Raw genomic sequence first — 24,361 nt, 5'->3', positions numbered from 1 at the left:
TAACGGAATCTAAAAGATAGTAGGGAGATACCATACAATATTTTAAATATTGTATGGATAAATATTAATCAAATGTAGGTTTTGGAGTATCGATAGTCTGTGCTGGAAGCATTGGATATATAATATCTGGTTTTTTCCCTGTTAGAGCACCGAAGAATACTTCTATTTTAGCAGCATCTTTGTCTGTTATCTCATCACCTAGCTGGATGCTCGCCATTTCTTTTATAGCATCTTTTACATCCCAATATTGTCCATTGTGGAAATATGGCATAGTTTCCATAATGTTTCTTAGCGTTGGAGTTTTTACCATTCCATCTTTATTCCCTTTGAATCCACCAACATTCGCGAATTTATACTCTTTCGCAACGCCAAGTGGTTGTAAAGTCCCACCTAAGTTTATATCATTATGACAAGCTATACAGCCCTTATCGATGAATAAATCTAAACCTTCTTGCTCTGCTTTGCTTAATGCTTTTACATTTCCTCGCAAAAAATCATCATATCTAGAAGGCGTAACTAAAGTTTTCTCAAAAATAGCGATTGTATCAGCAATCAAATCAAAATCGATTTTTACATTATTACCATACGCTTTTTTAAACTCTACCACATATTCAGGTATTGATGTAATCTTTGCAATAACAACTTTTGGGTCTGCATTCATCTCTGGAGCAGCTTGGATTGGACCTTTTGCTTGGTCTTGCAAGTGTGCACTTCGCCCGTCCCAGAACTGAGATGAGTTAAACACCGAGTTATAAACGGTTGGTGAGTTTAAGTGAGATGGATTCATAACCCACTTATGCCCGATTGCTGCTGGAACCACATCTGTTCCACCTAAGCCTAGATTATGGCAGGTGTTGCAAGAGATTAGATTCGAGCTTGAGATTCTCGGGTCAAAATATAGCTTTTTACCAAGCTCAATTTGTGCTTTTGTAACCTTATCCATTCCTGTTGCTTTTTGCAATTCTTTCCCTGTTGGCATAGGTTTTAAGCCAGAATTGTTAGCTTTTTGAACTAAATCATCACCTGTTACTGCAGCAAATAAAAAACAACTACTAGCTACCATAATGCTTCCGCTAATTAAAGCCTTTTTCATAAATTAAACTCCTGTTTGTATGTTTTTAGTTAATTTCTAATACTAATTTGTATTTCAAAATAACAAAAATTATTATATAGAAATTTTTATTATAACTACTTTAAAACCCATAACAATAAATATATAAAAAATAAGATTATTTTGATATGATTTTAAATCTAATATCCTTTTGAAAGATTCTTAAATAAAAGTGGAAGCAAAATTTATCTCTTTAGCAATCGAAACCTACAAAATCACACTTATCGTATCTTTGCCTTTACTCCTAACAGGGCTAATCGTGGGGCTTTTGATAAGCATATTTCAAGCCACCACGCAGATAAACGACGCAACGCTCACTTTTATCCCTAAGATTCTAGCAATCATCGCTGTTTTAATCCTAACTATGCCGTGGATGCTAAATATGATTATCGATTACACGACGATTTTATTTAATATGATTCCTACTTTTCCATTTTAGATTCTGTTGATGTATGGAGGATTTTGTGGAATCTGGGGCATTTTTTGTGGAATCTCGTGGGCGAATTTGAGGCGAAAATCTCGTGCATTTTTAAGGCGGAGGTTTAAAATTGATTATCAAAAAGATTGATTTTAGCAAATATTCAAGCATAAAAATTGGCGGAACTTTAGAGCTAAAAATTGCCCAGAATCTCGATGAGGCAATGAATCTAGCCCAAAATCACTATTTAATCGGCAAGGCGAATAATATTTTAATTAGCGAAAATGTTACTCGCATTTTCCAGCTTGGGAGCGAGTTTGATTATATAAATGATAGCGACGATTTGCTAGAAATTGGGGCAAGGACGAATGGGCGAAAGCTATTTTTACACGCTAAAACGCACGATTTAGGGGGCTTGGAGTTTTTAGGAGCATTGCCCGGAAGCGTTGGTGGAATAGTCAAAATGAATGCTGGAATGAAAGAATATGAGATAAAAAATATGCTTCATAGCGTGTGCGTAAATGGCGTGTGGCACGAGGCAAACGCAATCGATTTTAAATATCGAAATAGTGGGATAGAGGGCATTATCTCTGCGGTAAAAATCAAAAAAATTCGAGGCTTTAGCGGAATCCTAGAATCTGCGTTTAAACAAATGCGTTTAAACCAGCCAAAAGAGCCAAGCTGTGGGAGTTGCTTTAAGAATCCGTGCGGAATATTAGAGGGCGAGATTCCACTTAGCGAGATTCGTGGTAAATCCCTAGCTAACGAAGTTTCCGGTGAGATTCTGCCCGAGATTCCAAATGCCGAAATTCCCGGCGAATCTCCAGACGAGATTCTGCTTAAATCTAAAAGCCAGATTCCAGCCGGGAAATTACTCGAAAATGTAGGTTTAAGAGGCTTTAAAATTGGCAATATGGGCTTTAGTGAGAAACACGCAAATTTTTTGATAAATTATGGTGGCGGGAAATTCGAAGAAGCAATAGAGTTAATCAATCTTGCAAAACAGCGGGTTTTTAAAGAATTTGGCATAAAATTAGAGTGCGAAATAATTATCTTAGATTTTACATATGATTAATGAAAGTTTGCGTTTAAAGGGCTTTTAAGAGCAATGAGTGGAAAAAGATTTAAGATTTTTATTCTTAGATTCTAGTTTTGGTGCTAGACAAGCTAATTTCCATTTACTAAAACTTCGTTTATTTGCGAAGTCTTATAGAAATTAAATATAAAGGATTTTGAAATGAAAATATTATTTGTATGCTTAGGGAATATCTGTCGTTCACCCCTTGCAGAGGGAATCGCACGGGATTTAGTGGCGAAAAACAAGCTAGATATTATCGTGGATTCTTGCGGGACAAGTGGTTGGCACATTGATGAAGCCCCCGATAGGAGGTCGATTGTGGTGGCAAAAAATCACGGCATTGATATAAGCGATTTGAGAGGGCGGCAAATAAGCCCATATGTGGATTTAGAGTGGGATTATTATATCGTGATGGACGAATCTAATAAGAGGGATTTGCTAAATATGGGCTTTGATGAGAATAAAATAATCAAGCTAGGGCATTTTGGGGCGGATAATAGAGATGTCCCAGACCCATATACTTACCGCGATTTGGAGGGTTTTGAGCGAGTTTTTAATATGATAGAAACTTGTGTCAAAAATCTACTATCAAATAAACTTAAAAAATAATAGAATCTAAGAAATATAAAATAAGGGAATGCTAAAAACACAATACTAATTAATTCCATATCTTAATAATCTCTCGTTATAGCTGTCAATGGCGATTTATCGTCTCTTGCGCGGAATCTTTGGCTTATAGTCAATCAACTTTTGGGTGTTTTCTATGGGTGTTGTGTGAAATATCTATGGTCGATTTCCATTGCCTCGTATTTGCACCCAAAAATCCACAAGATTTTAGCAGATTCTAAGAATCTAGATTCGCAAGATTCCATAACTAGCCATAAAAATTTAAAGAGCATTTAGCTATGATGTGGAAGCTCTCACCTAACGCAGAATCCATATGAATAATCGCCTTAAAAAACATTTGGGCGACATCATATGCATAGATATAAGATATTCATTCCTAAGTTTGGCAAGTAGATTTCATAGCCTCCTTGCGATTTTTTCTATTTTATCAAAGGTTTTATTTGCTTTATATGGAGGATTTTCTCTCGTGAGATGCTTATAATTTCAAAGCACTCTCAAACATCGGCACAAGATATGCGCCAATATGCCCAGTAGAGTCGATTACTACGACTTTTTTATGCTTCATATTTTTTCATTTTATTTGTGGATTTGATTGTGAAGTGCGAGAATCTGCCATTAGATTCTGCTTAATACTAGCCCCTATAAATCCGTCTATTGCTAACTTGCTGGTATTTTTTAAAAATTTTTTATTTTATAAAATACATATTTGGAATCTTGTATAAAACTTGAAAGATAGAAATAAGATTCTTGTAGATAACCACGATTGATTGCGTTGTGATGGAATTATTTAAAAAATTGTAGTATTTCTGGCAGAAAGGAAGGGATTCGAACCCTCGAAGGCTATTAACCTTACACGCGTTCCAGGCGTGCTCCTTCAACCACTCGGACACCTTTCTATAAATGTTTTAATCAAAATCTAGGATTCTAGCTAATTAGTTTTTAATATATTATTAAAAATGACACCATCAATTCCCAACATAGCCATATTCTCAATACTACTTTCATCATTTACGATATATAGAATCTTGCTATCAAAAAAATATTCATTTGCCACTTTTTGTGTTATTTCAGCTAGATGTTTATCACTAATGATAATATATTTTGCCCCTAGATTTGCAAAAATAATTGCATCTTTTAGCTCGTTAATTACCACGCTATAGGCGATATTATTATCTCTACAATGCTTTGCGATATTGTAATCTACATCATTTGATGCATTAAACCATACTATATCTTTTGGCAGTGTTTTTGCTAAATCATCTATGCTTTTTATATGTATAAAATTTGGATAATCTATTGCTATATGACCTAAAATTAACATTTATCAATCCTTGTCTATTAAACATTTTTTAGAACAATACCATTTTCCATTCGCAAAAATTGCTTCATCTTTTGAGATATATGTTTTACAATTTTCACATTCAATCATATAATGAGAATCTTTTTCTTTAGGTATTTTCTCCTCTTTAGATTTCTTTTTTCTAAAAAAGAAAAACCAAATAGCTACTATAATTAGCACAAAAATTAATAATTTTCCCATTTTAAACCTCACTTTTTGCTTTATAAAAATATATTCTTTTGTGTCTGTTTATATAATTAGAGGATTCTACTAAATCTTTAGATTTTTCCAAACTACCTTTGTAAAATAAAAAATATCCATTTTTATCCAAGAAATCTTTGCTTAGATTGATTAATTTCTGCGTTTCAAATAATGCCCTTGAAGTGATTAAATCAAAATGCTCTTTTGGTGGGATATTTTGTATTGTATTTTTTATTACACTTACATTTTTTAAGCCCAGCTTTAAAGCCACTATTTGTAAAAATGAAGCTTTTTTATTATTTGGCTCAACTAAGGTAAAATGTGATTTTTCTTTGACAATAGCAAGTAGAATCGCTGGAAATCCATTTCCACTGCCAATATCCATAGCATTGTTAAAATCTGCTATAAATTCTAGTGGATAGATAGAATCTTCAATATTTTCGTAGATTTGACTTTTGGTTTTATATCCTGTTAGATTGTGAATCTTGTTCCATTTTAGTAATTCATCGCAAAATATCTCAAATTTTTTATTATCTATCATAATATAAGCATTCCATCGCCATAAGAATAGAATCTATATTGTGCATTTTTTGCTATATTGTAAATTTCTAATGTCTTTTCAACACCAATAAATGCCGAGACAAGCATAATAAGAGATGATTTTGGCAAATGAAAATTTGTAAGCAAATAATTCGTTTTTATAGGTGGATTTAGCGGATTGATAAAAATATCGCAATCCCCTTTTGTTTTACCACTTTTTGCATAATACTCCACACATCTACAAGTCGTAGTCCCAATACATAGTATCTTTTTAGCATTATCTATTTTCATTTTTGCTGTGTTGTCAATGAAAAAGCTTTCTTTATGCATTTTGTGATTTGTGATATTTTGAGATTCCACACCAAAAAATGTCCCCGCACCGATGTGAAGCGTAATAAAACAATGCTCTTTTTGTTTTATTTTCTCCAAATCATTATTATCAAAATGAAGCGAAGCTGTAGGGGCTGCTATTGCACCAATATTTTTTGCAAACACACTTTGGTAATCGCTCTCATCACTTAAACAATCCTCTCTTTTTATATAAGGTGGAAGCGGAATATGCCCTATTTCATTAAGGATTCCAACTATATCTTGTTTGTTTAGAATCTCCCCATTTTTACTAAATTCAATAATTCTTGTTCCATCTCTCAAACATTCTAAAATAATAGCTTTTAATGAAGATGGAAAAATGATTTCATCACCGACTTTCACTTTTCCTTTAATCTGCACTATAAATCTATGATTATCTAGTGCATTATGATATAGAATCTCTACACTACCTCCACTTGATTTTTTGCCAAAGATTCTAGCTTTTAATACCTTTGTATCATTCAAAACAAAAAGACAATTTTTTGGAATAAAATCAAAAAAATCTTTAAAATACGAGTGCGTAATACTATCATCACTTCTATCATAAACTAATAATTTCGCTTGATTTTTTGGATATATGGGATATGTTGCGATTAATTCTTTTGGTAAATCATAATCGTAAGATTGCAAAGATTTGACATCTAATTTTGTTTGATTTATCACTTTTTAAAAATCCTTCCTAAATCTTTAAGGAACAATTTCGGAATCTTCTTCCTCGTCATTTTTTTCTGGATTTACAAATCTAACAATAATAATCGATACACCATAAAGCAAAATAAGTGGAATTGCCATCAATATTTGTGTAGTTACTTCTGGTGGCGTTAAAAACGCAGCTAAGACAAAAATAAGGACTATTGCTATACGAAAAAATTTAATTAGTGTTTTATCTGTGATTAGTCCTAATTTTGCAAGAAAATAGCAAATAACTGGCAATTCAAACGCAATACCAAAACCAATCATAAGCTTTGCAAAAAATGTGGCATAATAGCCTATACTAGGCATTGCATTAAAAATATTACTACCAAAATTGATAAGATATGATAATCCATAAGGAAATACGACATAGTATGCAAATGCTGAACCACAAAGAAACATAAATGTTCCAGAGAAAACAAAAGGTAAAACTAATTTTTTCTCATTACTATAAAGACCCGGTGCGATAAATAGCCACAATTGCCAAAAAATTATCGGCATTGAAAGCACGAGTGCCGCAAAAAAGGCAACCTTAACAGCAGTTAAAAATGCCTCACCAACTTGTATAAATACCGGCTTTGTGCCTTTTGGTAAAACATCATTAAGTGGAGCAATCATCCAATTTAAAATAGGCTCCCAAAAAGCAAAACATAAAAAAAACATCACAACAAGTGTGATAACCGAAATGAGCAATCTTTTGCGTAAATCAACCAAATGTGGTTTTAAATCTTCAAACATATTATTGCTCCGACACCTTTCTAGTTCGTTTTGTTGTTTTAGTTTTAGATTCTGCAGAATCTATTTTGGCTGTTTTGGGCTTGGTTGTTTTAGATTTTGTAGAATCTGTTTTAGCTGTTTTGGGCTTAGCTGGTTTTTTTGTAGAATCTGTTTTTGTTTTAGTTTTAGCTATTTTAGATTCTGTTTTTTTAGTAGTTGGCTTTAGATTAACCTTAGAAGCTATTTTTTTTGTTTCTAACTCAAGTTCTTGCATTGAATTTATTGAGTTGGTTTTATTGTTAGATTCTACAGAATCTAAAGGGGTGTTTAAAATATTGCTTATTTCATCAAAATTGCCACTTTTGGCAATATCATTTTTAATGCTTTCTGCACCTTGTTCAAATTTCTTTTTGTATTCTAAAGCTTCTTGTTTAATCTCACTTATATGAACTTCTCTATCTAGTGCATCTTTAGCATCATTGATTGTTTTTTTAACAGCTTTAAAAAATTTTGCTATATCGACAAATGCTTTAGGCAGTTTATCAGGACCTAAGAATAACACTGCGATAATCGCTATTATTAAAACTTCTCCAAATGAAAAACCAAACATAAAAACCTTTACCAAAAGATTAAATCTAAGTTGTTATTGTATCGCAAAAGTTGTATATTTTAAAGTTTTATGAATTTATTGCTTAAGATTGTTATAATTATAAAATTATTTTTAACTTTTATCAAAACAAAGGTCTAAATCCAATGATAGATGTAAAACTTTTAATCAATGATTTTAAGCGAGTAAAGGAGCTACTTTTGATTAAAAAAGTAGAGCCTAGTGTATTAGAACAAGCCTTTTTATTGGCAAATGAATATAGGACAAATCTCAAACATTTAGAAAATCTACAAGCAAAGCAAAATAGCGATTCAAAGCTGTTTTTTAAGTATAAAAAAGAAAATAAAGACACAAAAGAGCTTGCAGATTCCCTATCTTCTTTAAAAAGTAACATTGCTGAACTCGAAAATAGCCTAAATAAACAAGAAAATGAATTAAATAATTTTTTATTAAATATTCCAAATCTACCAGATTCTAAAACACCAAAGGGTGATGATGAAAATGATAATATTGTATTAGAAAACATTTTAATCCCTAAAAAATTTGATTTTACCCCAAAAGAGCATTGGGAATTAGCCCAAGATAATAAATGGATAGATTTTGAATGCGGGATAAAACTAGCAAAAAGTCGCTTTTCTGTGTTAAGATATGAAGCAGCTAGATTAAATCGAGCATTGATTAATTTTATGTTAGATTTCAATAGGGAGCAAGGATTCGCAGAGATTTGCACACCTGTTATTGTAAATAAAGAAAGTTTATTTGCAACAGGACAATTGCCAAAATTTGAAGATGATATGTTTAAAATAGATAGCTTTGCAGATGATGAAAGCCAACCATCAAAAGGACACAAGCCAAAAGGGCACGAGCTTTATTTGATTTCTACGGCTGAGATTACCCTTACAAATCTATATCGTGATGTAATTATCCCAAAAGATAATCTACCTATACAAATGTGCTCTTATACTCCTTGTTTTAGAAAAGAAGCAGGAAGTGCAGGTCGCGATACAAGGGGCATTATAAGGCAACATCAATTTGATAAAGTGGAATTAGTCGCAATAACATTCCCAGATAAAAGCGATGAAATGCAAGAAAAAATGATAAATTGTGCAAGTGGGATATTAAAAGAGCTTGAATTACCGCATAGATTCGTTCAATTATGTGGCGGTGATTTAGGATTCAGTGCGAGTAATACGGTGGATATTGAGGTTTGGCTTCCGGGTCAAAATTGCTATAGGGAAATTAGCTCTATATCAAATGTGCGTGATTTTCAAAGTAGACGCGGTAGGATAAGATATAAAGATGGAAAGAAAAATATCCTAGCTCATACGCTAAATGGCTCATCTCTTGCAGTGGGAAGAACACTTGTAGCGATTATGGAAAATTATCAAAACCAAGATGGAAGTATTAATATCCCTAGTGTTTTAAAAAAATATATGGTATAAAAAATGGCAGCAAGCAATCCACAAAATACAAATGAAGAAAAAAATATCATACATCTTGATAAAAAAGAGGAGATAAAAAAAACTTTATTAGATAGATTAAAATCCATATTAAAAAAAATAAAAGAAAAATTAAAGATTATTAATCTCAAATCAAGTGTAAATATAGAAAAACTAAAAAATAATAAGCTAAAAAATAGATTTAAAAATAAATATTTTTTATATGCATTTCTAGCTATATGTGGGATTCTACTAGCTTGTATTATCGCTATTGTAGTCATTCTAAATAAGGAGCAGCCACTAAGCCAGATATATACACCAAAACCTAAACAAACCATCTCACCAAAAAATAATTTCACAACATTAAGACCAATTCAAACAGGAGAATTGCAATCCTTAATCAAAAAAGCATCATTACTTTATAATAATGGGCAAATATCTGAGGCATTAGATATTTATACGAATATTGCAATTTTTTCCCAAAGTTTTGCTAGTTTTAATCTTGGTGTGGCAAAACTAAGAGAGAAAAAATATAGGGATTCTATTGATGCATTTAATGCTACGATTAATTCAGGGGACAATGTCGCAGCTGCTGCAATAAATGCTGCGGTTAGTGCATATCAATTAGGCGATTTGCGATTATATGATTATTATGTGAATCTTGCTAAAGGTAAGATGATTGAGTGGTATGATATGCCACTTTATTCTTATTTGTATTCATTGGTAAATTATTATTCTAGTAATTATTTTAATATGCTCTCATCACTCAAAAATCCAAATTCTAGTTTTTATAAAAATGAAAATTCCATATTATTATCTAAAATATATCTTATGTTTAATGATGATTTTAATGCAATAAAAACCTTATTGGATAATCCAAATATAGATAATAGATATGCGATAGGATTACTTTACGCCAGAATGGGGGAATATGATTTAGCTTACGAGCAGATAGATTCTTATTTGCGAGATAATGGATTGGATAATGCACAAGTCTTAATGGCTCAAGCGTTGATTGAGATAAAAAGGTCAAATTTTACTGAAGTTTCAAATATTTATGAAAAATTACTAGAGAGCAAAACATCAAATGACTTACAAAAATTTTACCCAATAAAAATTAAGCTCAAAGATTCGCTATTTAATATAGACCAAGTGCAGAAAAATTTCTGGAATCTAAGCTATGAACAAAATAAGATAATGGGATATAAGATTTTATTTTATTTTGCACCATTTAAGGTTTTTGATATAGATAATGCCTTATCTTTGATAGAAGAGGGCGGTTTGGCACTAAAAATGAATAATATCGAAGAAGCTAATAATATCCTAATACACGGTGCGATGCTTTCTCGTATAAATATGAATATAGCACAAAGTATAAAAAATATTTTAGAATATAACATAGAAAATGCCTTAAATATAATGCAAAACGCTGTTATAGCGTATCCAAATCATCAAGTTTTGCAATATAATCTAGGATTAATTTATGCACAATTAAATGATTTTGAAAACGCAAGAAAACATTTTTTAAAAGCTTTTCATCTCGATGGTAATGATATATTATCTGGAATCTTTGCTCTTATGTGTTCGCAAATGACTTATACTAATGGAGATAGAATTGCAAATGATATTACAAATAATTTTGAAGATATAAATTTTGAAAGCCCTATTTATGAGGATTTCTTACGCTCTTTATTTGGTTTTGTAAATGGTAATATATCCGATGATTTATTATGGTTTAATACAGATTCCCAAAAAAGTCCAATGATGTATGCTTTACGTGCCTTGTATTCTGTCAATTCTAGAGATAAAAATATTATTTCACAATCCTTTAAAGATTTACAAGATGTATCAAATAATGATTTGGTGGCAATGATTTTATATCGTATAGCAAATCATTATGATGAAAATATCAAAGCATTCTCTCTAAGTTTATTTGATTTTTTTAAGAATGATATAACAAATCTTGATTTAGTTTATACAGGACCATCACTCGCTAGGCAAATATATGTATTTATGGCATTTCTTGTTGGAGCAAATAGCTATGTAGATACATTTTTAAGCAATAAATTACTAAATACACAAGGGAATATCAGCGGAATCTTAGAAGCTTTAGCACTAAATGCTATATATTTAGGGGAGTTTGAAAAAGCATTTGTATACTATAATACACTAATAGATGATTATAAACTAAATACTTCGGAGATTTATTTTTTGGCTAGTGTGGCGGCGATTGGTGCGGGACATTATGATAATGCTGTAGCGTTGATACAATTATCACAGCTAGAATCTAGGGTAAATATGGAAAGTAGATTTGCATTAGGTTTGCTTCACCAATCAATGGGGAATTTTAAATTAGCATCATTGCAATTTATACAGATTGGAGATGTGGATTTTCAATCTAAATTTTTTGATTTTGAGATTGATACTAGCAATATTTTGGAAGAGTGAGTTTTAAATGAGTAGTATTTTAGATGATTTAAACGAAGAGCAAAGACAAGCAGCGACGCATTTAGATGGACCGCTATTGATTTTAGCAGGTGCTGGAAGTGGCAAAACAAAAACACTAACAACAAGACTTGCTTATTTGATTGATTGCATAGGAATAGTCCCAAACTCCACACTCACCCTTACTTTTACAAATAAAGCCGCTTTGCAAATGCGTTATCGTGCATTAAATCTTATAAAGCAAATAGATTCTGCTCCGCCGCTTTTATGCACATTTCATAAATTTGGATTATTATTTTTAAAGTTTAATATCCATCATCTTAATCGCAAAACAAATTTTATTCTAATCGACACAGAGGATAAAAAGAAGATTCTAAAAACCCTAAATTCAAATATACCCTTAAGCTTACTTGTAAGCGAAATCTCAAGAATGAAAAATTGGCTTATAACACCAAATGAAGCCCTAGACAAAGCACAGGATAATACCTATAAAGAGATAGCTAGAATCTATGGTGTTTATAATAATTATTTATTAGAAAAAAATATGCTTGATTTTGATGATTTATTATTATTGAGTTATGAGATTCTAGATAAAAACCCCACACTATGCACAGAAATAAGCAATCGATATAATTATATTATGGTAGATGAGTATCAAGATACCAATGAATTACAATATAAGCTATTGCAAAAACTATGCAAAACACATAATAATCTATGTGTTGTTGGTGATGATGACCAAAGTATTTATGGCTGGAGGGGTGCGAATGTCAATAATATCTTAGATTTTAAGGATAATTTTCTTGGTGCTAAGATTATTAGATTAGAGAAAAATTATCGCTCTACCACAGAGATTTTAGATGTTGCAAATAAGCTTATAAACTTTAATACAAAACGACTTGGAAAAGAACTAAAAAGCATAAAAGGAAGCGGTAAAGATGTAGAGCTATTAGAATCTATTGATGAGAGAATAGAGGCTACGAGTATTGCCAAAAAAATCAAAAAATTAATTAAATCTGGTGTTTCGTTGGATAATATCGCGATTTTATTTAGGCTAAATGCCCTAAGTAGGAGTTTAGAAGATGGTTTAAATAGAGAAAATATACCATATAAGCTTGTTGGAGCAGTTAGATTCTATGAAAGAGCTGAGATAAAGGATATTTTAAGTTATTTTAGATTGATAGTTAATATAAATGATGATTTTTCTTTTCTTAGGATTGTAAATCGCCCCAAAAGAGGGATTGGCAAGGTAACGCAGGATAAACTAGAATCCTTTGCACAAAGTAAGCAAATATCCATTTATCAAGCTGTAAATAATTATGCAGATGAGATTGGTATTAACAAAAAGCATATTGATAGCATAATTGGTATTTTTAACACAATAAATGAGCTAAAAGATGTTTTAGAACACTCAACAATACAATTTTTAGATTTATTCAAAGATAGGATTAATATCTTAGATACATTTGAAAATGTGCAAGATGAGATTGATAGAGAGGCGAATGTAGATGAATTTTATGGATTTTTTAGGGATTATATCGTGCAGAATCCAACCTCAAGTTTAGAGGATTTTCTAAATGATATTTCACTTAGTAGTGATAGTGATAATGATATAGATAATGCCGTGTCTTGTATGAGTGTGCATTCATCAAAAGGATTAGAATTTGAATATCTATTTGTTATTGGAATGGAGGAGGGATTTTTCCCAATTGTAAGTGAAAATACCGATATTGAGGAAGAAAGGCGACTTGGATATGTGGCATTTACGCGTGCAAAAAGTGAGCTTTGCGTATCTTATGCACATTCAAGATATTATAAAGGCAAACGAACACAGCTTCAAAAATCAAGATTCCTAAGCGAATCTGGACTAATTGAGGGCGGAATAAGCCTAGAGAAAACAAATAAATTTAGAAAAAATGATTTGGTTATTCATAAGATTTTTGGTGCTGGTAGAGTAGTAGATGTATCGGATAGTGGAAGAGAAATGAAGCTAAAAATCAACTTTGGTGGCATAGTTAGAGATATTTTATCTTCTTTTGTGATAAAGGCATAAGATTTGAAAATATTAATTTTGATATTAACATTTAGCTTTATTTACGCCCAACAAGATGTGATAGAAAAAAGCACAATAAAGCAAGATATAAATCAAGAGCAGAATATAATAAGAGATATAGAATCTTTTATTAAAAATCGCTTTTTGCAATCCTACAAGGATTATAATATCCAAATCAATGATATTTCAGTAACTCCTGCTATGGACATTAATCTAAATAAAATGAAAATTGATAAAATTATTTTTGATGATAGGCTTTTAAAACGCGATAGCGGGAACTTTGAAGTGCATTTATATCATAATGAAAAGCGACAAAGAGTCTTTTTTACATTTAATATCAATGCCACAATCGATGCTCTAAGTGCGAGTAATAATATAAAAACTAATGAAGTCATAACGAATAATAACTCGCAGATTACGCAGATTCCCATTACAAAAACTATGCAAATCCCCGCACTTCCAAATATCTTAAATGAATATTCCGCAAAGAGTTTTATCCCTAATGGAGCGGTTATTATCCCCTCTAAGATTATGCCAAAGATTCTAATCCAAAAAGGTGATATTGTAGAAGTGCTGTATAATAACCAAAATATTAATATCTCATTCAATGCAAAGGCACTTGAAAGTGGCTCAATCGGGCAGATTATAAAGGCTGAAAATACGCAGAGTGGCAAGATAATAGATATTGAGATTCTAAATCAAGAAACTGCCAAAATGAAATAAAATGAATAAAAAGAAAAAATTAGTAATTGCCATTTGCGGGGCAAGTGGTGCGGAACTAGGGCTAAAATGCTTATCAAAAATACTGCATTTAGATTATTTAGAATGTTATTTAGTGCTTAGCGAAGGTGCTAAAAATGTATTAAGATGTGAAAATAACTTTCATTTTGATAATTTTGTGGAATCTTTGGATTCCAATATTTCCACTAATACAAGGCTTAAATCCACCATAGAAATACTAAAAAAATATAGAAATAGATTCCATATTTTTGATGATAGAGATTTAAGCTCACCTATTGCATCAGGCTCTTTTGGTGTAAATGCTATGGCTATAATCCCTTGTAGTGTAAATTCTCTAGCAAAAATAGCTTATGGGATTAGTGATACTTTGATTACTAGAAGTGCACTTGTGTGTTTAAAAGAGCAGAAAAAATTACTTTTAGCACCGCGTGAAATGCCACTAAATGCGATAATCTTGCAAAATATGCTTACACTTTGCAATCTTAATGTGGTTATTTCTCCTCCAATTTTAGGGTATTATTCTAATGCTTCTAGTTTAGAAGATATGGAGAATTTTGTCATTGGCAAATGGCTAGATTCTCTAGATATAGAGAATTCCCTATATAAACATTGGGAATAGCAAAGGTATATTATGGCTAAAATAGTTATTTATCCGGGCACATTTGACCCTATAACAAATGGACATTTAGATGTAATCAAGCGGAGTTGCAGGATATTTCATTCGCTTGTTGTTGCAGTAGCACATTCAAATGAAAAAAATCCTATGTTTAGCATAGAAGATAGAGTGGAGATGGCAAAACTATGCACAAAAGAATTTAAAAACATACGAATTGAGTCGTTTTCCACGCTTTTGGCAGATTTCGCTAAGCAAAAGGATTCTAGAATCCTAATACGAGGATTACGCGCTACAAGTGATTTTGAATATGAATTGCAGATAGGATATACAAATACTTCGCTAAATAGGGAGTTAGAGACGATATATCTTATGCCTACATTGAAAAACTCTTTTATTAGCTCAAGCATTGTTCGCTCCATATTAAGGCATAGTTTGGATATTGAACATCTTGTTCCCAAAGAGGTTTTTATGTATATCAAGAAAAAATTAGCTAATTCAAATTAGGATTATAAATGTATGTAGCAATAGAGGGAATAGACACAAGTGGCAAATCTACACAAATATATCTATTAAAAAATATTTACAAAAATGCTATTTTTACACAAGAGCCAAGTAATAGCGACTTTGGCAAACAAATTAGGGAATTAGCACTTTTTGGGAATCTTAATAATACCACTCAAGCATTGCTATTTATGGCAGATAGAGCAAATCATACTAAAGAGATTCTACTACCAAATAAACACCAATTAATTATTAGCGATAGAAGCTTAATAAGCGGTATTGCATACGCTCAATCGCTGGATTTTGAATTATTAATAAATATAAATCTAGCAATCTCCATACTGCCTGATTTAGTCATTGTTTTAGAGCATAATGAAGATATTCTAAAAGAACGATTAAGTAAAAAAAAGAGCGATAATATCGAGCAAAACGGCATTAAATATCTCTTGGATATTCAGCGTAGAATCCTAGAATCTATCGATAGATTAAATATAGAGCATATTAAGATTCCGTGTTACAAAGATGAAAAAGAGATATTAAATATTATTTGCAATAAAATAGATTCTAAAATATTATGAAATGCCTATTGTGCGAGAAAATCAACCTAAAAATAATCTGCAATGCTTGTGATAATAGCATAAAAATCACCCCTAAAAAGCGTATAGATTTTGATGATTTTGCCATATACAGCTTTTTTGACTATCAAAGCGTAGAATATTTACTAAAAAGCAAATATAGTCTAATTGGAAGTAGAATCTACAAGATTCTCGCACGAAAGGCTTATTTGCATTTTAAAAATGAAGTTCATAGTAATTTTAATGATATTGATATTTATGGCATTGGGATTGATGATAAGGTGAGTAAATTTTACTCGCATTCTGGCATTATTGTAAAAGAATTTAGCAAGATATTTAAGCCACTTTTTGGTGCATTAATCGCAAATAATGATATTCATTATGCCGGAAAAAGCCTAGAATATAGGCAAAACAATAAAAAAGGTTTTATCTATAAGGGCAAAAATGATATTACTGCTGTGCTACTTGATGATATTATCACAACGGGCTTAAGCATAAAAGAGGCTAGAGAAAAGCTACTAGAACACAATGTAAATGTGCTTTTTGCTCTAACCTTAAGTGATGCTAGATTCTAGCTATTCCACCCTAATACTTTTAATCCTAAAAATACGCGAATAACTTTGATTTATATTGGCTTTTGGGTCGCTAGTGAGCCTCCACCACGATGAAAACATACGATTTGTGGGATTATACTCGCTTTTTGGGATAACCACATCAATCCCATAGCCCATCATCTCCACATCATAAGTATCCATTAATCGCAGGTGAATCATCTCTGGTTTTCCGCCATTTCGCATAAATTCATCGATTTCACTATCCACTTTGCTAACCAAATTCTCCCATTGCTTCGATAAACTATAGTAGCAAACCCCAACATAGGCAAAATATAAGATTCCCAATACAATAAATATATAAGCTAGATTCTGCCTATATTGCAATAATCGAGCCACAAATAGCACAATAATCGCAATTAAGAATAAAATCCCAAAAGCCCTAGCCCTAAAAGGCAAATCTAATAATTGAAAAGTGCTAAGAGTGCTTAAAAACCACACTCCAAACAATAAAAATGCTACTAAAAATAATCTATCTTTGGTCTTAAAATAAATATAAATAAACATTCCCCAAACTAATAAATACGCAAGGAGCGGCATTTCAAGCAATATGAAAATATATAAAATAGTAGCGATTGCGATTGCAATAAAAAGCAAAATCTTTTTTAGCACATCTTTAAAAATATATATAAATGCCACGATAAAGCCAAATACAGGGAAAAATATAGGATTACTTTTTGCGGCACTATCTAAAACAATATAGATTCTGCTTACTTTGCTAGAAAAATCTAATAATAAAAAATCTTTAAGGCTGATAAAATCTCTCATTTGTGATTCTTCGGCGATTCTAGCGTTTTGTCCGGGCGAGAAATATAATATACAAAATCCAATAAAAAATCCCAAGATTCCAATATAAATCCAAAATGGAAGTTTTGGCTTAATCGTGGATTCTGCGAGTTTTGTAGAATCCACATTTTTCGCGGAATCTCTAAATTTAGCAGAATCTAGATTCTGCGGAATCTCTTGGCTTATTTTCATAAATATTTTAATATATAAAACAAGTATTACCAAACAAGCCAAAACCACCGCTGATACGACCTCATGCCACATTCCCGCCATAATAGAAAATATAAAAAACAATATATAAAAATATATAGAATCTAAAAATTTTGGCATTTTTTTAAAGCTTTTTAAATCATTAAAAAAGATTCTATATGGAAGTAGGAAAATCCCCACCACAACGAAAGTCCAAAGATAATTCGCAGAGCCACTTCCCCACAAAAACACTTCTTCAAAACTAAGCAAAAGCATAAATGAAACTAATAATGTCGCAATAAGCCCAAAATCCGCCATATTTTTCGGTAATCTTAAAAAGCAAAAATAAAAGAATAAAAATATAAAAATACTACCAACAAACGCATTGAATAAATCAAAAATGAAAAATGGCAATCTTATAAGATATGATGAATGTAGAAATTCCCCAAGCCTTGAATTCCAAGTCAAAAATACCTTAATCCCCGTATCTATCGCATCTTTGGGTGATAATAGATAATTCCAATCATCGCCTTGTATGGGCGTAAAGTAATTCAAAATAAAAAGATAAATGAAAATGAAACTAAAAATACTTAATGTTTTGTAATTTTTTAGCATAACGTTCCAAGTTTTAAGATTTATAAATATTATAGTAGTTTTTTGCTACTTTGTTAAGATATTATTAAATATTTACTTCTAACGATGGAATAGGAGTGGTTTCTAAGATATTTATTCCGTGATATTTTTTAGAAAAGATTCTATTTGTGATTGTAAAAAAGGCAAATCTTTTGTATTTTCGATAATAAAAGTAGCCATTTTACGCTTTAGTTCAATATCCATTTGAGCTTGGATTCGCATTTGGGCTTCATCTATTTTAAGATTATCTCTCTTTGTAATACGAGCGATTTGCAATTCTCTTGGGGAGTAAATCAATAGAATCTTATCTATAGGATAGGCGTTTTTATCTTTTGCATTTGCTTCAAAAAATAAAGGAATATCAATAAAATACGGCTTTTTGTGGGATTCTAATGTTTGAGCTTCATTAAATATCTCCCATCTAATCTTTGGATGTAGGATATTTTCTAGAATCTTCATTTTTTCTTTATAATTAAATACGATTTTTCCTAGCTTTTTTCTATCAATCTCCACTCCATTAACATCTAAAATCCCATTCCCAAATATTTCTATAATCTCATCTTTGGCATTTGAAAGTATATTATGCGAGATTTTATCTGCATCAATCATAGCATATCCATATAGTTTTAAAAGATTACAAGCTGTGCTTTTCCCCGTGCCAATGCCACCTGTAACAACTATCGCATATGCTAAATCTTCCACTAATTTCTTACTACACCTTTTAGATAATCTTTTAGATAGTTTGGCAATGCAAATGCCGCTTCGTGCATCTTAGCATTGTAGTATGTCAAATCCTCAAGCATATCAATTTTTTGTAGGCAAATATCGGCTAATGGGTGGATACTATTTGATAAAAAAAGATAATAACTATTTTCCACCTTAAATGGCATTTTGATTTTAAAATCCGCATCATCAATTTGTTTCTTAGCACCTTGTAAATCCTGCTCCAAATGTAGTAGATTTATGATTAGGATTCCATTCGGTCTTAGAAGCTTGTTAAAAAAATCTGTAGTTTTATTATCTAAGTCAATTATCAAATTAAAATCACTATCTCTTAGCTCAATAGCTTTGGAATACATTTTGACATTTTCCAAAGGTAAGAGTGGCGAAATATCATTTTTCTTTATATGATGTGTATGGAGGTTTGGAAAGGTGTTTAAAAAGCTAAGCAATGCGATGTTATCGGTATTTAGTGTTAGAGCATCTTTATTTCCATAATTCCAATCATTTACACAAAGTCCTACACAAGCTAAAAATTCTGCTTCTATAACATTTTTATCCATCTTATTCCCTATAAATTTTGGTAATTATAGCAATTTAATTGCTGCTTCTAAATCTAAATTGCCCTTTTTTGAAAACATTCCAAATCCCGCCAATGTCAAAAATCCATTTATTTTCTATAAAGTTTTTCAAAAATGCCGCCAATTCACCACTAATGCTAATTTTAAAAACAACACCTACACCATCAGTATGTCCAATGGAGCAAACCGTCCCTCTGTGCTTAAATACAAATGGTTCATCTAAACTTTGATTTGATAGAATCTTTATTAGATTTTTGGCGATATATTCACCCATTTGATTTGCAAGTTGTGCAGTCGGTGCATTTAATATATTTCTTTTTTGAGATATGCCACAATCTCCTGCAACAAATACATTCTTATATTTTGGCACAGCTAAAAATTCATCAACTAAGATTCTGGAATTCTTACTCTCAAAGCAAGTCGAATCCTCTATTACCTTACTTCCCTTTACACCTGCACACCAAATAATATTATTAGCCTTTATTTCTTTTATTTCTGTTGGTAATTGCACTAGGATAGAATCTTTTTTGCATTCTATTACATCACCTTTTACAAATTCTATACTTAATTTATCTAATTTTCTCCTTGCCTTATTGGCATCCTTTGTCTTAAACATCGGTAAAATATGCTCTCCACGACTAATACAAATAATTTTAACTAGCGATTTATCAATTCCACATATCGCACAAAGTTCATTTACCTGTGTAGCTAACTCCGCTGCAAACTCAATCCCGGTAAATCCACTCCCGCATACTACAAAATGCAAATCAAGTGGGTCTCCATCAAAATCTTTAAATCTAGTTTCAATATTATTTCGTAATCTAATCGCAGAATTAAGCGATGAAAGACTATAACAAAACTTATCTACACCCTTAATATCATAGGTATTTTGGCTAAAACCAAGTGCAATAACCAAATAATCATAACTATAACAATTATTTTTCCCAAATACCCGTTGATTTTCTGGGTCGATTTTTATAATCGTGTCTTTGATGAAAAATATCTTTTTAGAATCTAGAATCTTGCGAAAGAATATCCTAGCCTTTCTAGCACTATAAGTGCCAGCTGCAACTTTATGTAAAAGCGTAGTTTGATAGTGATAATCGTGCTTACTAATCAATGTAATATTAGCTTTGGAATATGGTAGATGTTTTTGTAGATAAGTAGCCACTTTAAATCCACCATAACCGCCACCTAAAATAAGAATCTTTGGTATTGATTGCATTAATAATTCCTAAAGGATTGTGATAAGTATTATTTTAATAAAATTGTTTATTATTTCATAGAAACATTATAGATAAATTTTTAAGAGTGCAAAATATATGGTTTTTAGTAACAAAAATTTAATTTCCACCATAAAGATTTCCATAGTTGCTTAATTTTTCTTTAAAAAACATATTAGGGTATAATACGAATCTTATTTTGTATTCTATCAAAGGGCGAAAATGACAGCAAATGATGTGTATTATGAGCTAAGGCAAAACTACGATATTAAGCAAATCGCACAAAAGCTAAACTTGCACATAGGCACATTGAAACGATGGGAGAATCTCCAAAAGATTCCAAATGATTATTTATATGATTTGAATTTTTTGCTGGGGAATAAATATGAGATTCCCAAGGCGGGTTTTAGAAGCCACAATGAGTTTTTTACCAAAAAAGAAGTAGCGAAATACTGCTTTGATATATTCTTAAATTTTCTAAAAATACATAAAATTAACGCCAAAGATTATACTTTTATCGAGCCTAGCTGTGGGGATTGTAGCTTTTATGATTTAATGCCAGAATCTAGGCGAATAGGCATAGATTTAGATTCTAAAAATGATGAAATTTTATGTCAAAATTTTTTAGAATTTACACCAAAATCACAAGATTTAAAATATGCAATTATTGGGAATCCGCCTTTTGGATTAAGGGGGAATCTAGCCCTAAGATTTATAAATCACGCAAAGAATTTTGCTGATTTCATCGCCTTTATTTTGCCGCCACTTTTTGATAGCGACGGCAAGGGGAGTCCAAAGGGGCGAGTGGAGGATTTTAGCCTTGCATTGAGCGAGAAATTGCCACTTAATAGCTTTATTTATCCAAGTGGCAAGGAAGTCGAAGTGGCGACTATTTTTCAAATCTGGGTGAATAAAAAGCTAATCCAAAATAAAATCATAAATATAGAAATAAATCCTAAAAAAACTTGCAAAAAATATATAAAAGTCTATTCTCTAAGCGACGGAGGGACGCCATCTAGCACGAGAAATAAGGCTATGCTATATAAATGCGACTTATACTTGCCTAGCACTTGTTTTAATTCTAAAAGTAAGCCACAAATGAAAATATATAAGGATTTTGAATCTTTGCCACACAGGCGTGGCTATGGGATAGTGATACTACAAGAAAAGCAGAAAATTAGAAAGGTATTAGAGCAGATAGATTGGAAAAAAGTGAGCTTTTTGGGGACAAATTCCAGCCTAAATTTACGAACTTCTTTGATAGAAGAGGCTCTTATAAAAAAGGGTTTTTATGATAAGGAAAATATATAAATGGATATTTTAGATATTGCAAATGCCGTATTTGCGGAGATTGAAGCTGATGTCGATAAAACTACCAAATGGAAAAGCGATTCAAAATATAGGAAAATTCGACATTTGCAGATTGACAAAAGAGGGAGTTTTGGTGAGCGACTTTTGAGGGATATTTTTAGCAAAGAGCGTAATATAAGTTTAGAATATAAAGACGGCGACCAAGGGGATTGGGACATAAAAATCAATGATATTAGAATCGAGGTGAAAACCTCAAGTCTCGATGTTAATGATAAATTTCAAAATGAAAATATCAAAAATACCGCAAATTGCGATTATATTTGCTTTATTGGGATTGCTCCTAATGCCATTTTTATGAAACTTGCAAAAATCGCAAATATAGATTTTGAATCCTTGCACAATAGAGGTGCTAGAGGCACGGGAGCGGGATATAAATGGGACTTAAAAGCTAGTGATATGCTAGAAGTTACTACAAGGGAGCAAGTTGTGGAGCTATTTTATGCCACAATGGGCTTAGATAAAAAAGCCATAAAAAGAAATCTCAAAAAATAATAATTTAATAGTTTCTATTGTCAAAAATGGAATCCAAAAGATTCCCATAAATTATAAAGAATCCAAAGGCTTAAATATTGGTAAAGAATTTCTTAAAACACGCATTTAGCACAAAACTCACAAAATGGAAAGTAAAACAAGGCATAGCAAGTAATATAAATAGCTTGGAGTGCGAGGGAGGGCAAAAATATATTTTTGCAAACTACGCCATTTTGGCATTTGCTACTTTTATTTGTTTTCTTGCTCCCGGGCTTATATTTGGCATTTTTGTAGATTATTCATTTAGGCTAGATTATATTACACTTCTAGCTTTTGTGCCGTTTTCATTGATACTTCCGCTGGTTGTGCCGCGATTTGCGGTGTATGTGATTTTAGCGATGTTTGCGACTTTTGAGCTGGTGCAGTTTGGACATTTGTTTTACTTTGGGGCCCCGCTTAGCCCATTTTCTATCTCGCTTATAATGCTTGAAATGAGCGAGATTCTAGAATCTTCCACTACCACTTTTCCTAATTCCCTAATCGTCCCATTTTGCGTTTTAATCCCATATGTTTGCCTTATGGTTTTATATGCTAAAAGTGCGAGATTTGGTAAGATTAAGGGCGTTGTAGCCTTTATTTTGGTGATATTTGCCCTTAGTATTTTGCCACATAAAGCCCTTTTTAAAACGCCTAGAATTGCGAACTTTATGCCAAATAATAATGCGATGAGTTTATATAATTCGTTAGTTAGCTTTAGTGGATATTTCTTTATCCTTTTAGTGCAAAATGGGGGGGGGCAGAACGAGAATATGACTACTTACAAGCCATATATAATCAAGGATTTTTCGCCAGATTCTAAAGATTCCAAGCAAGATTCTGCAAATTTCACGCAAGATTCCGCAAGTAGTCAAGATTCCACACGAGATTCCAAAGATTCCAAAAATGTAGTGATAATCTTAGGCGAGAGCCTAAATGCCAAGCATTTAAGCCTTTTGGGATACGCTAGGGAGACAACGCCGCGTTTAGAAAAACTAAAAAATGATGATAGATTTTTTTACGCCACCACCGCATTATCAAGCTCGATTCTAACACGAAATGCGATGAATATGTTTTTTAATGTGAGTTATGAGCATAACAACATTTTTCACATCACAACAGAGCATTCCCACCTCGTGAAACTCGCCAAACAAAAGGGCTTTAAGACCTTTTATCTCTCAAATCAAACCATCGCCGAGCTTCCCGCTCTCTCCCCAAAGCACCTTGATACAATAATCACAAAAGAGGATAATCACGCTAAGAGCGAGGAAATCGGCGATATGATTTTGCTAGATTTATTAGATTCTAAAATCGATGAATTTAAGAGTGGGAAAAACTTAATAATAATCCACCAGCGTAGCTCCCACTCCCCTTATGAGCGGAATTATAGAGCATATGAAAAAGCTGGAATCTACCCCATTTCAAATGTAGATATGGAATCTTATAAGCTAAATAGCTATGATAATTCTGTGATTTTTAACGACTTTATAATCGCTAGTATTTTTGAGAAATTTAGAAATCTAGATTCCAAAATCCCTAGCTTTGTGTTTTTTGTAGCAGACCACGGAGAGGCGACAGGGAGGGACTTAAAGGGGAATAAAAATGGGATTTGGGGACATGCGGTTTTGGAGGAAAGTGTAGTTTTCGTGCCGTTTTTATCAAGTGTTTAT

Annotated in this window: 24 protein-coding genes, 1 tRNA gene and 1 pseudogene; 14 read left to right on the top strand and 12 right to left on the bottom strand. The window is 31.9% G+C overall.

Annotation, left to right across the window (positions count from 1 at the left end; all coding sequences use genetic code 11):
- Positions 1-64 precede the first annotated feature (64 nt).
- Positions 65-1,093 carry a cytochrome-c peroxidase gene (locus tag CCY99_RS09055; protein ID WP_112061096.1) on the bottom strand — a complete coding sequence of 343 codons (1,029 nt, stop codon included), beginning with the start codon at positions 1,091-1,093 and terminating at the stop codon, positions 65-67.
- Positions 1,094-1,283: 190 nt separating this feature from the next.
- Here CCY99_RS09055 and fliQ point away from each other — a divergent pair, with 190 nt between their 5' ends.
- From fliQ to CCY99_RS09040, 3 genes are all read left to right on the top strand, one after another.
- A complete protein-coding gene (gene fliQ, locus CCY99_RS09050; RefSeq protein ID WP_112061095.1) occupies positions 1,284-1,550 on the top strand; it encodes a flagellar biosynthesis protein FliQ in 267 nt (88 codons plus the stop codon).
- Positions 1,551-1,659: 109 nt separating this feature from the next.
- Positions 1,660-2,604 carry a UDP-N-acetylmuramate dehydrogenase gene (gene murB, locus CCY99_RS09045; RefSeq protein WP_112061094.1) on the top strand — a complete coding sequence of 315 codons (945 nt, stop codon included), beginning with the start codon at positions 1,660-1,662 and terminating at the stop codon, positions 2,602-2,604.
- A 162-nt stretch (positions 2,605-2,766) separates the two neighbouring features.
- On the top strand, positions 2,767-3,216 hold the full coding sequence (locus tag CCY99_RS09040; protein ID WP_112061093.1) for a low molecular weight protein-tyrosine-phosphatase: 450 nt from the start codon (positions 2,767-2,769) through the stop codon (positions 3,214-3,216).
- Between the two features lie 825 nt (positions 3,217-4,041).
- On the opposite strand, the gene CCY99_RS09035 is transcribed toward CCY99_RS09040, so the two are convergent.
- From CCY99_RS09035 to tatB, 7 genes and pseudogenes are all read right to left on the bottom strand, one after another.
- Positions 4,042-4,130, bottom strand: a tRNA-Ser gene (locus CCY99_RS09035).
- A gap of 32 nt (positions 4,131-4,162) precedes the next feature.
- A complete protein-coding gene (locus CCY99_RS09030; protein ID WP_112061092.1) occupies positions 4,163-4,555 on the bottom strand; it encodes a hypothetical protein in 393 nt (130 codons plus the stop codon).
- A 3-nt stretch (positions 4,556-4,558) separates the two neighbouring features.
- Complete coding sequence (locus CCY99_RS09025; protein ID WP_112061091.1) at positions 4,559-4,774, bottom strand: PP0621 family protein; 216 nt, start codon at positions 4,772-4,774, stop codon at positions 4,559-4,561.
- A gap of 1 nt (position 4,775) precedes the next feature.
- Entirely contained in the window at positions 4,776-5,315 is a 540-nt protein-coding gene (rsmG, locus tag CCY99_RS09020) for a 16S rRNA (guanine(527)-N(7))-methyltransferase RsmG (protein ID WP_112061090.1), read from the bottom strand.
- Complete coding sequence (queA, locus tag CCY99_RS09015; RefSeq protein ID WP_112061097.1) at positions 5,312-6,343, bottom strand: tRNA preQ1(34) S-adenosylmethionine ribosyltransferase-isomerase QueA; 1,032 nt, start codon at positions 6,341-6,343, stop codon at positions 5,312-5,314. The genes rsmG and queA overlap by 4 nt, the downstream gene beginning before the upstream one ends.
- 27 nt (positions 6,344-6,370) lie before the next feature.
- The gene (tatC, locus tag CCY99_RS09010; protein WP_112061089.1) at positions 6,371-7,114 is read right to left on the bottom strand and encodes a twin-arginine translocase subunit TatC; all 744 of its coding nucleotides are present in this window, start codon (positions 7,112-7,114) and stop codon (positions 6,371-6,373) included.
- A 355-nt stretch (positions 7,115-7,469) separates the two neighbouring features.
- Positions 7,470-7,703: pseudogene (tatB, locus tag CCY99_RS09975) on the bottom strand (Sec-independent protein translocase protein TatB); the annotation flags it as partial.
- 143 nt (positions 7,704-7,846) lie between these two features.
- Between tatB and serS the strand changes: the two are divergent.
- The 8 genes from serS to CCY99_RS08965 are packed head-to-tail and all read left to right on the top strand — an operon-like array spanning position 7,847 to position 16,645.
- Positions 7,847-9,142 (top strand): serine--tRNA ligase, encoded by a 1,296-nt coding sequence (gene serS / locus CCY99_RS09000; protein WP_112061087.1) that lies wholly within the window; start codon positions 7,847-7,849, stop codon positions 9,140-9,142.
- 3 nt (positions 9,143-9,145) lie between these two features.
- A complete protein-coding gene (locus CCY99_RS08995) occupies positions 9,146-11,587 on the top strand; it encodes a tetratricopeptide repeat protein (protein ID WP_112061086.1) in 2,442 nt (813 codons plus the stop codon).
- A gap of 7 nt (positions 11,588-11,594) precedes the next feature.
- Complete coding sequence (locus CCY99_RS08990) at positions 11,595-13,637, top strand: UvrD-helicase domain-containing protein (protein ID WP_112061085.1); 2,043 nt, start codon at positions 11,595-11,597, stop codon at positions 13,635-13,637.
- A gap of 3 nt (positions 13,638-13,640) precedes the next feature.
- Positions 13,641-14,360 (top strand): flagellar basal body P-ring formation chaperone FlgA, encoded by a 720-nt coding sequence (gene flgA, locus CCY99_RS08985; RefSeq protein ID WP_112061084.1) that lies wholly within the window; start codon positions 13,641-13,643, stop codon positions 14,358-14,360.
- A gap of 1 nt (position 14,361) precedes the next feature.
- Entirely contained in the window at positions 14,362-14,997 is a 636-nt protein-coding gene (locus CCY99_RS08980; RefSeq protein WP_112061083.1) for a UbiX family flavin prenyltransferase, read from the top strand.
- A 12-nt stretch (positions 14,998-15,009) separates the two neighbouring features.
- Entirely contained in the window at positions 15,010-15,498 is a 489-nt protein-coding gene (gene coaD / locus CCY99_RS08975) for a pantetheine-phosphate adenylyltransferase (protein ID WP_112061082.1), read from the top strand.
- 8 nt (positions 15,499-15,506) lie between these two features.
- Positions 15,507-16,073: a dTMP kinase gene (gene tmk, locus CCY99_RS08970; RefSeq protein WP_112061081.1), complete on the top strand. Its 567-nt coding sequence runs from the start codon at positions 15,507-15,509 to the stop codon at positions 16,071-16,073.
- Positions 16,070-16,645, top strand: a complete 576-nt coding sequence (locus CCY99_RS08965) for a ComF family protein (protein ID WP_112061080.1) — start codon at positions 16,070-16,072, stop codon at positions 16,643-16,645. The genes tmk and CCY99_RS08965 overlap by 4 nt, the downstream gene beginning before the upstream one ends.
- Here CCY99_RS08965 and CCY99_RS08960 read toward each other — a convergent pair whose 3' ends face one another.
- The 4 genes from CCY99_RS08960 to CCY99_RS08945 form a co-directional block, all read right to left on the bottom strand.
- Complete coding sequence (locus tag CCY99_RS08960; protein ID WP_112061079.1) at positions 16,646-18,271, bottom strand: DUF6056 family protein; 1,626 nt, start codon at positions 18,269-18,271, stop codon at positions 16,646-16,648.
- Positions 18,272-18,382: 111 nt separating this feature from the next.
- Entirely contained in the window at positions 18,383-18,991 is a 609-nt protein-coding gene (coaE, locus tag CCY99_RS08955) for a dephospho-CoA kinase (RefSeq protein ID WP_112061078.1), read from the bottom strand.
- Positions 18,991-19,572, bottom strand: a complete 582-nt coding sequence (locus CCY99_RS08950) for a hypothetical protein (RefSeq protein WP_112061077.1) — start codon at positions 19,570-19,572, stop codon at positions 18,991-18,993. Before CCY99_RS08950 ends, coaE begins: the two co-directional genes overlap by 1 nt.
- A gap of 34 nt (positions 19,573-19,606) precedes the next feature.
- On the bottom strand, positions 19,607-20,815 hold the full coding sequence (locus CCY99_RS08945) for an NAD(P)/FAD-dependent oxidoreductase (protein WP_112061076.1): 1,209 nt from the start codon (positions 20,813-20,815) through the stop codon (positions 19,607-19,609).
- A gap of 220 nt (positions 20,816-21,035) precedes the next feature.
- Between CCY99_RS08945 and CCY99_RS08940 the strand changes: the two genes are divergently transcribed.
- From CCY99_RS08940 to CCY99_RS08930, 3 genes are all read left to right on the top strand, one after another.
- Positions 21,036-22,124, top strand: coding sequence for a restriction endonuclease subunit M (locus CCY99_RS08940; RefSeq protein WP_112061075.1), 1,089 nt, complete (start codon positions 21,036-21,038; stop codon positions 22,122-22,124).
- Entirely contained in the window at positions 22,125-22,676 is a 552-nt protein-coding gene (locus tag CCY99_RS08935) for a hypothetical protein (protein ID WP_112061074.1), read from the top strand. It abuts the gene before it with no gap.
- A 77-nt stretch (positions 22,677-22,753) separates the two neighbouring features.
- On the top strand, positions 22,754-24,361 hold a 1,608-nt coding region (locus CCY99_RS08930; RefSeq protein WP_112061073.1), incomplete at its 3' end, for a sulfatase-like hydrolase/transferase.

The sequence above is a fragment of the Helicobacter sp. 16-1353 genome (genome assembly GCF_003288815.1).
In the GTDB taxonomy this organism is placed as follows: Bacteria; Campylobacterota; Campylobacteria; order Campylobacterales; family Helicobacteraceae; genus NHYM01.
Note: the sequence above shows the minus strand (reverse complement) of the source record. Positions and strands in the feature narration are given on the sequence as shown.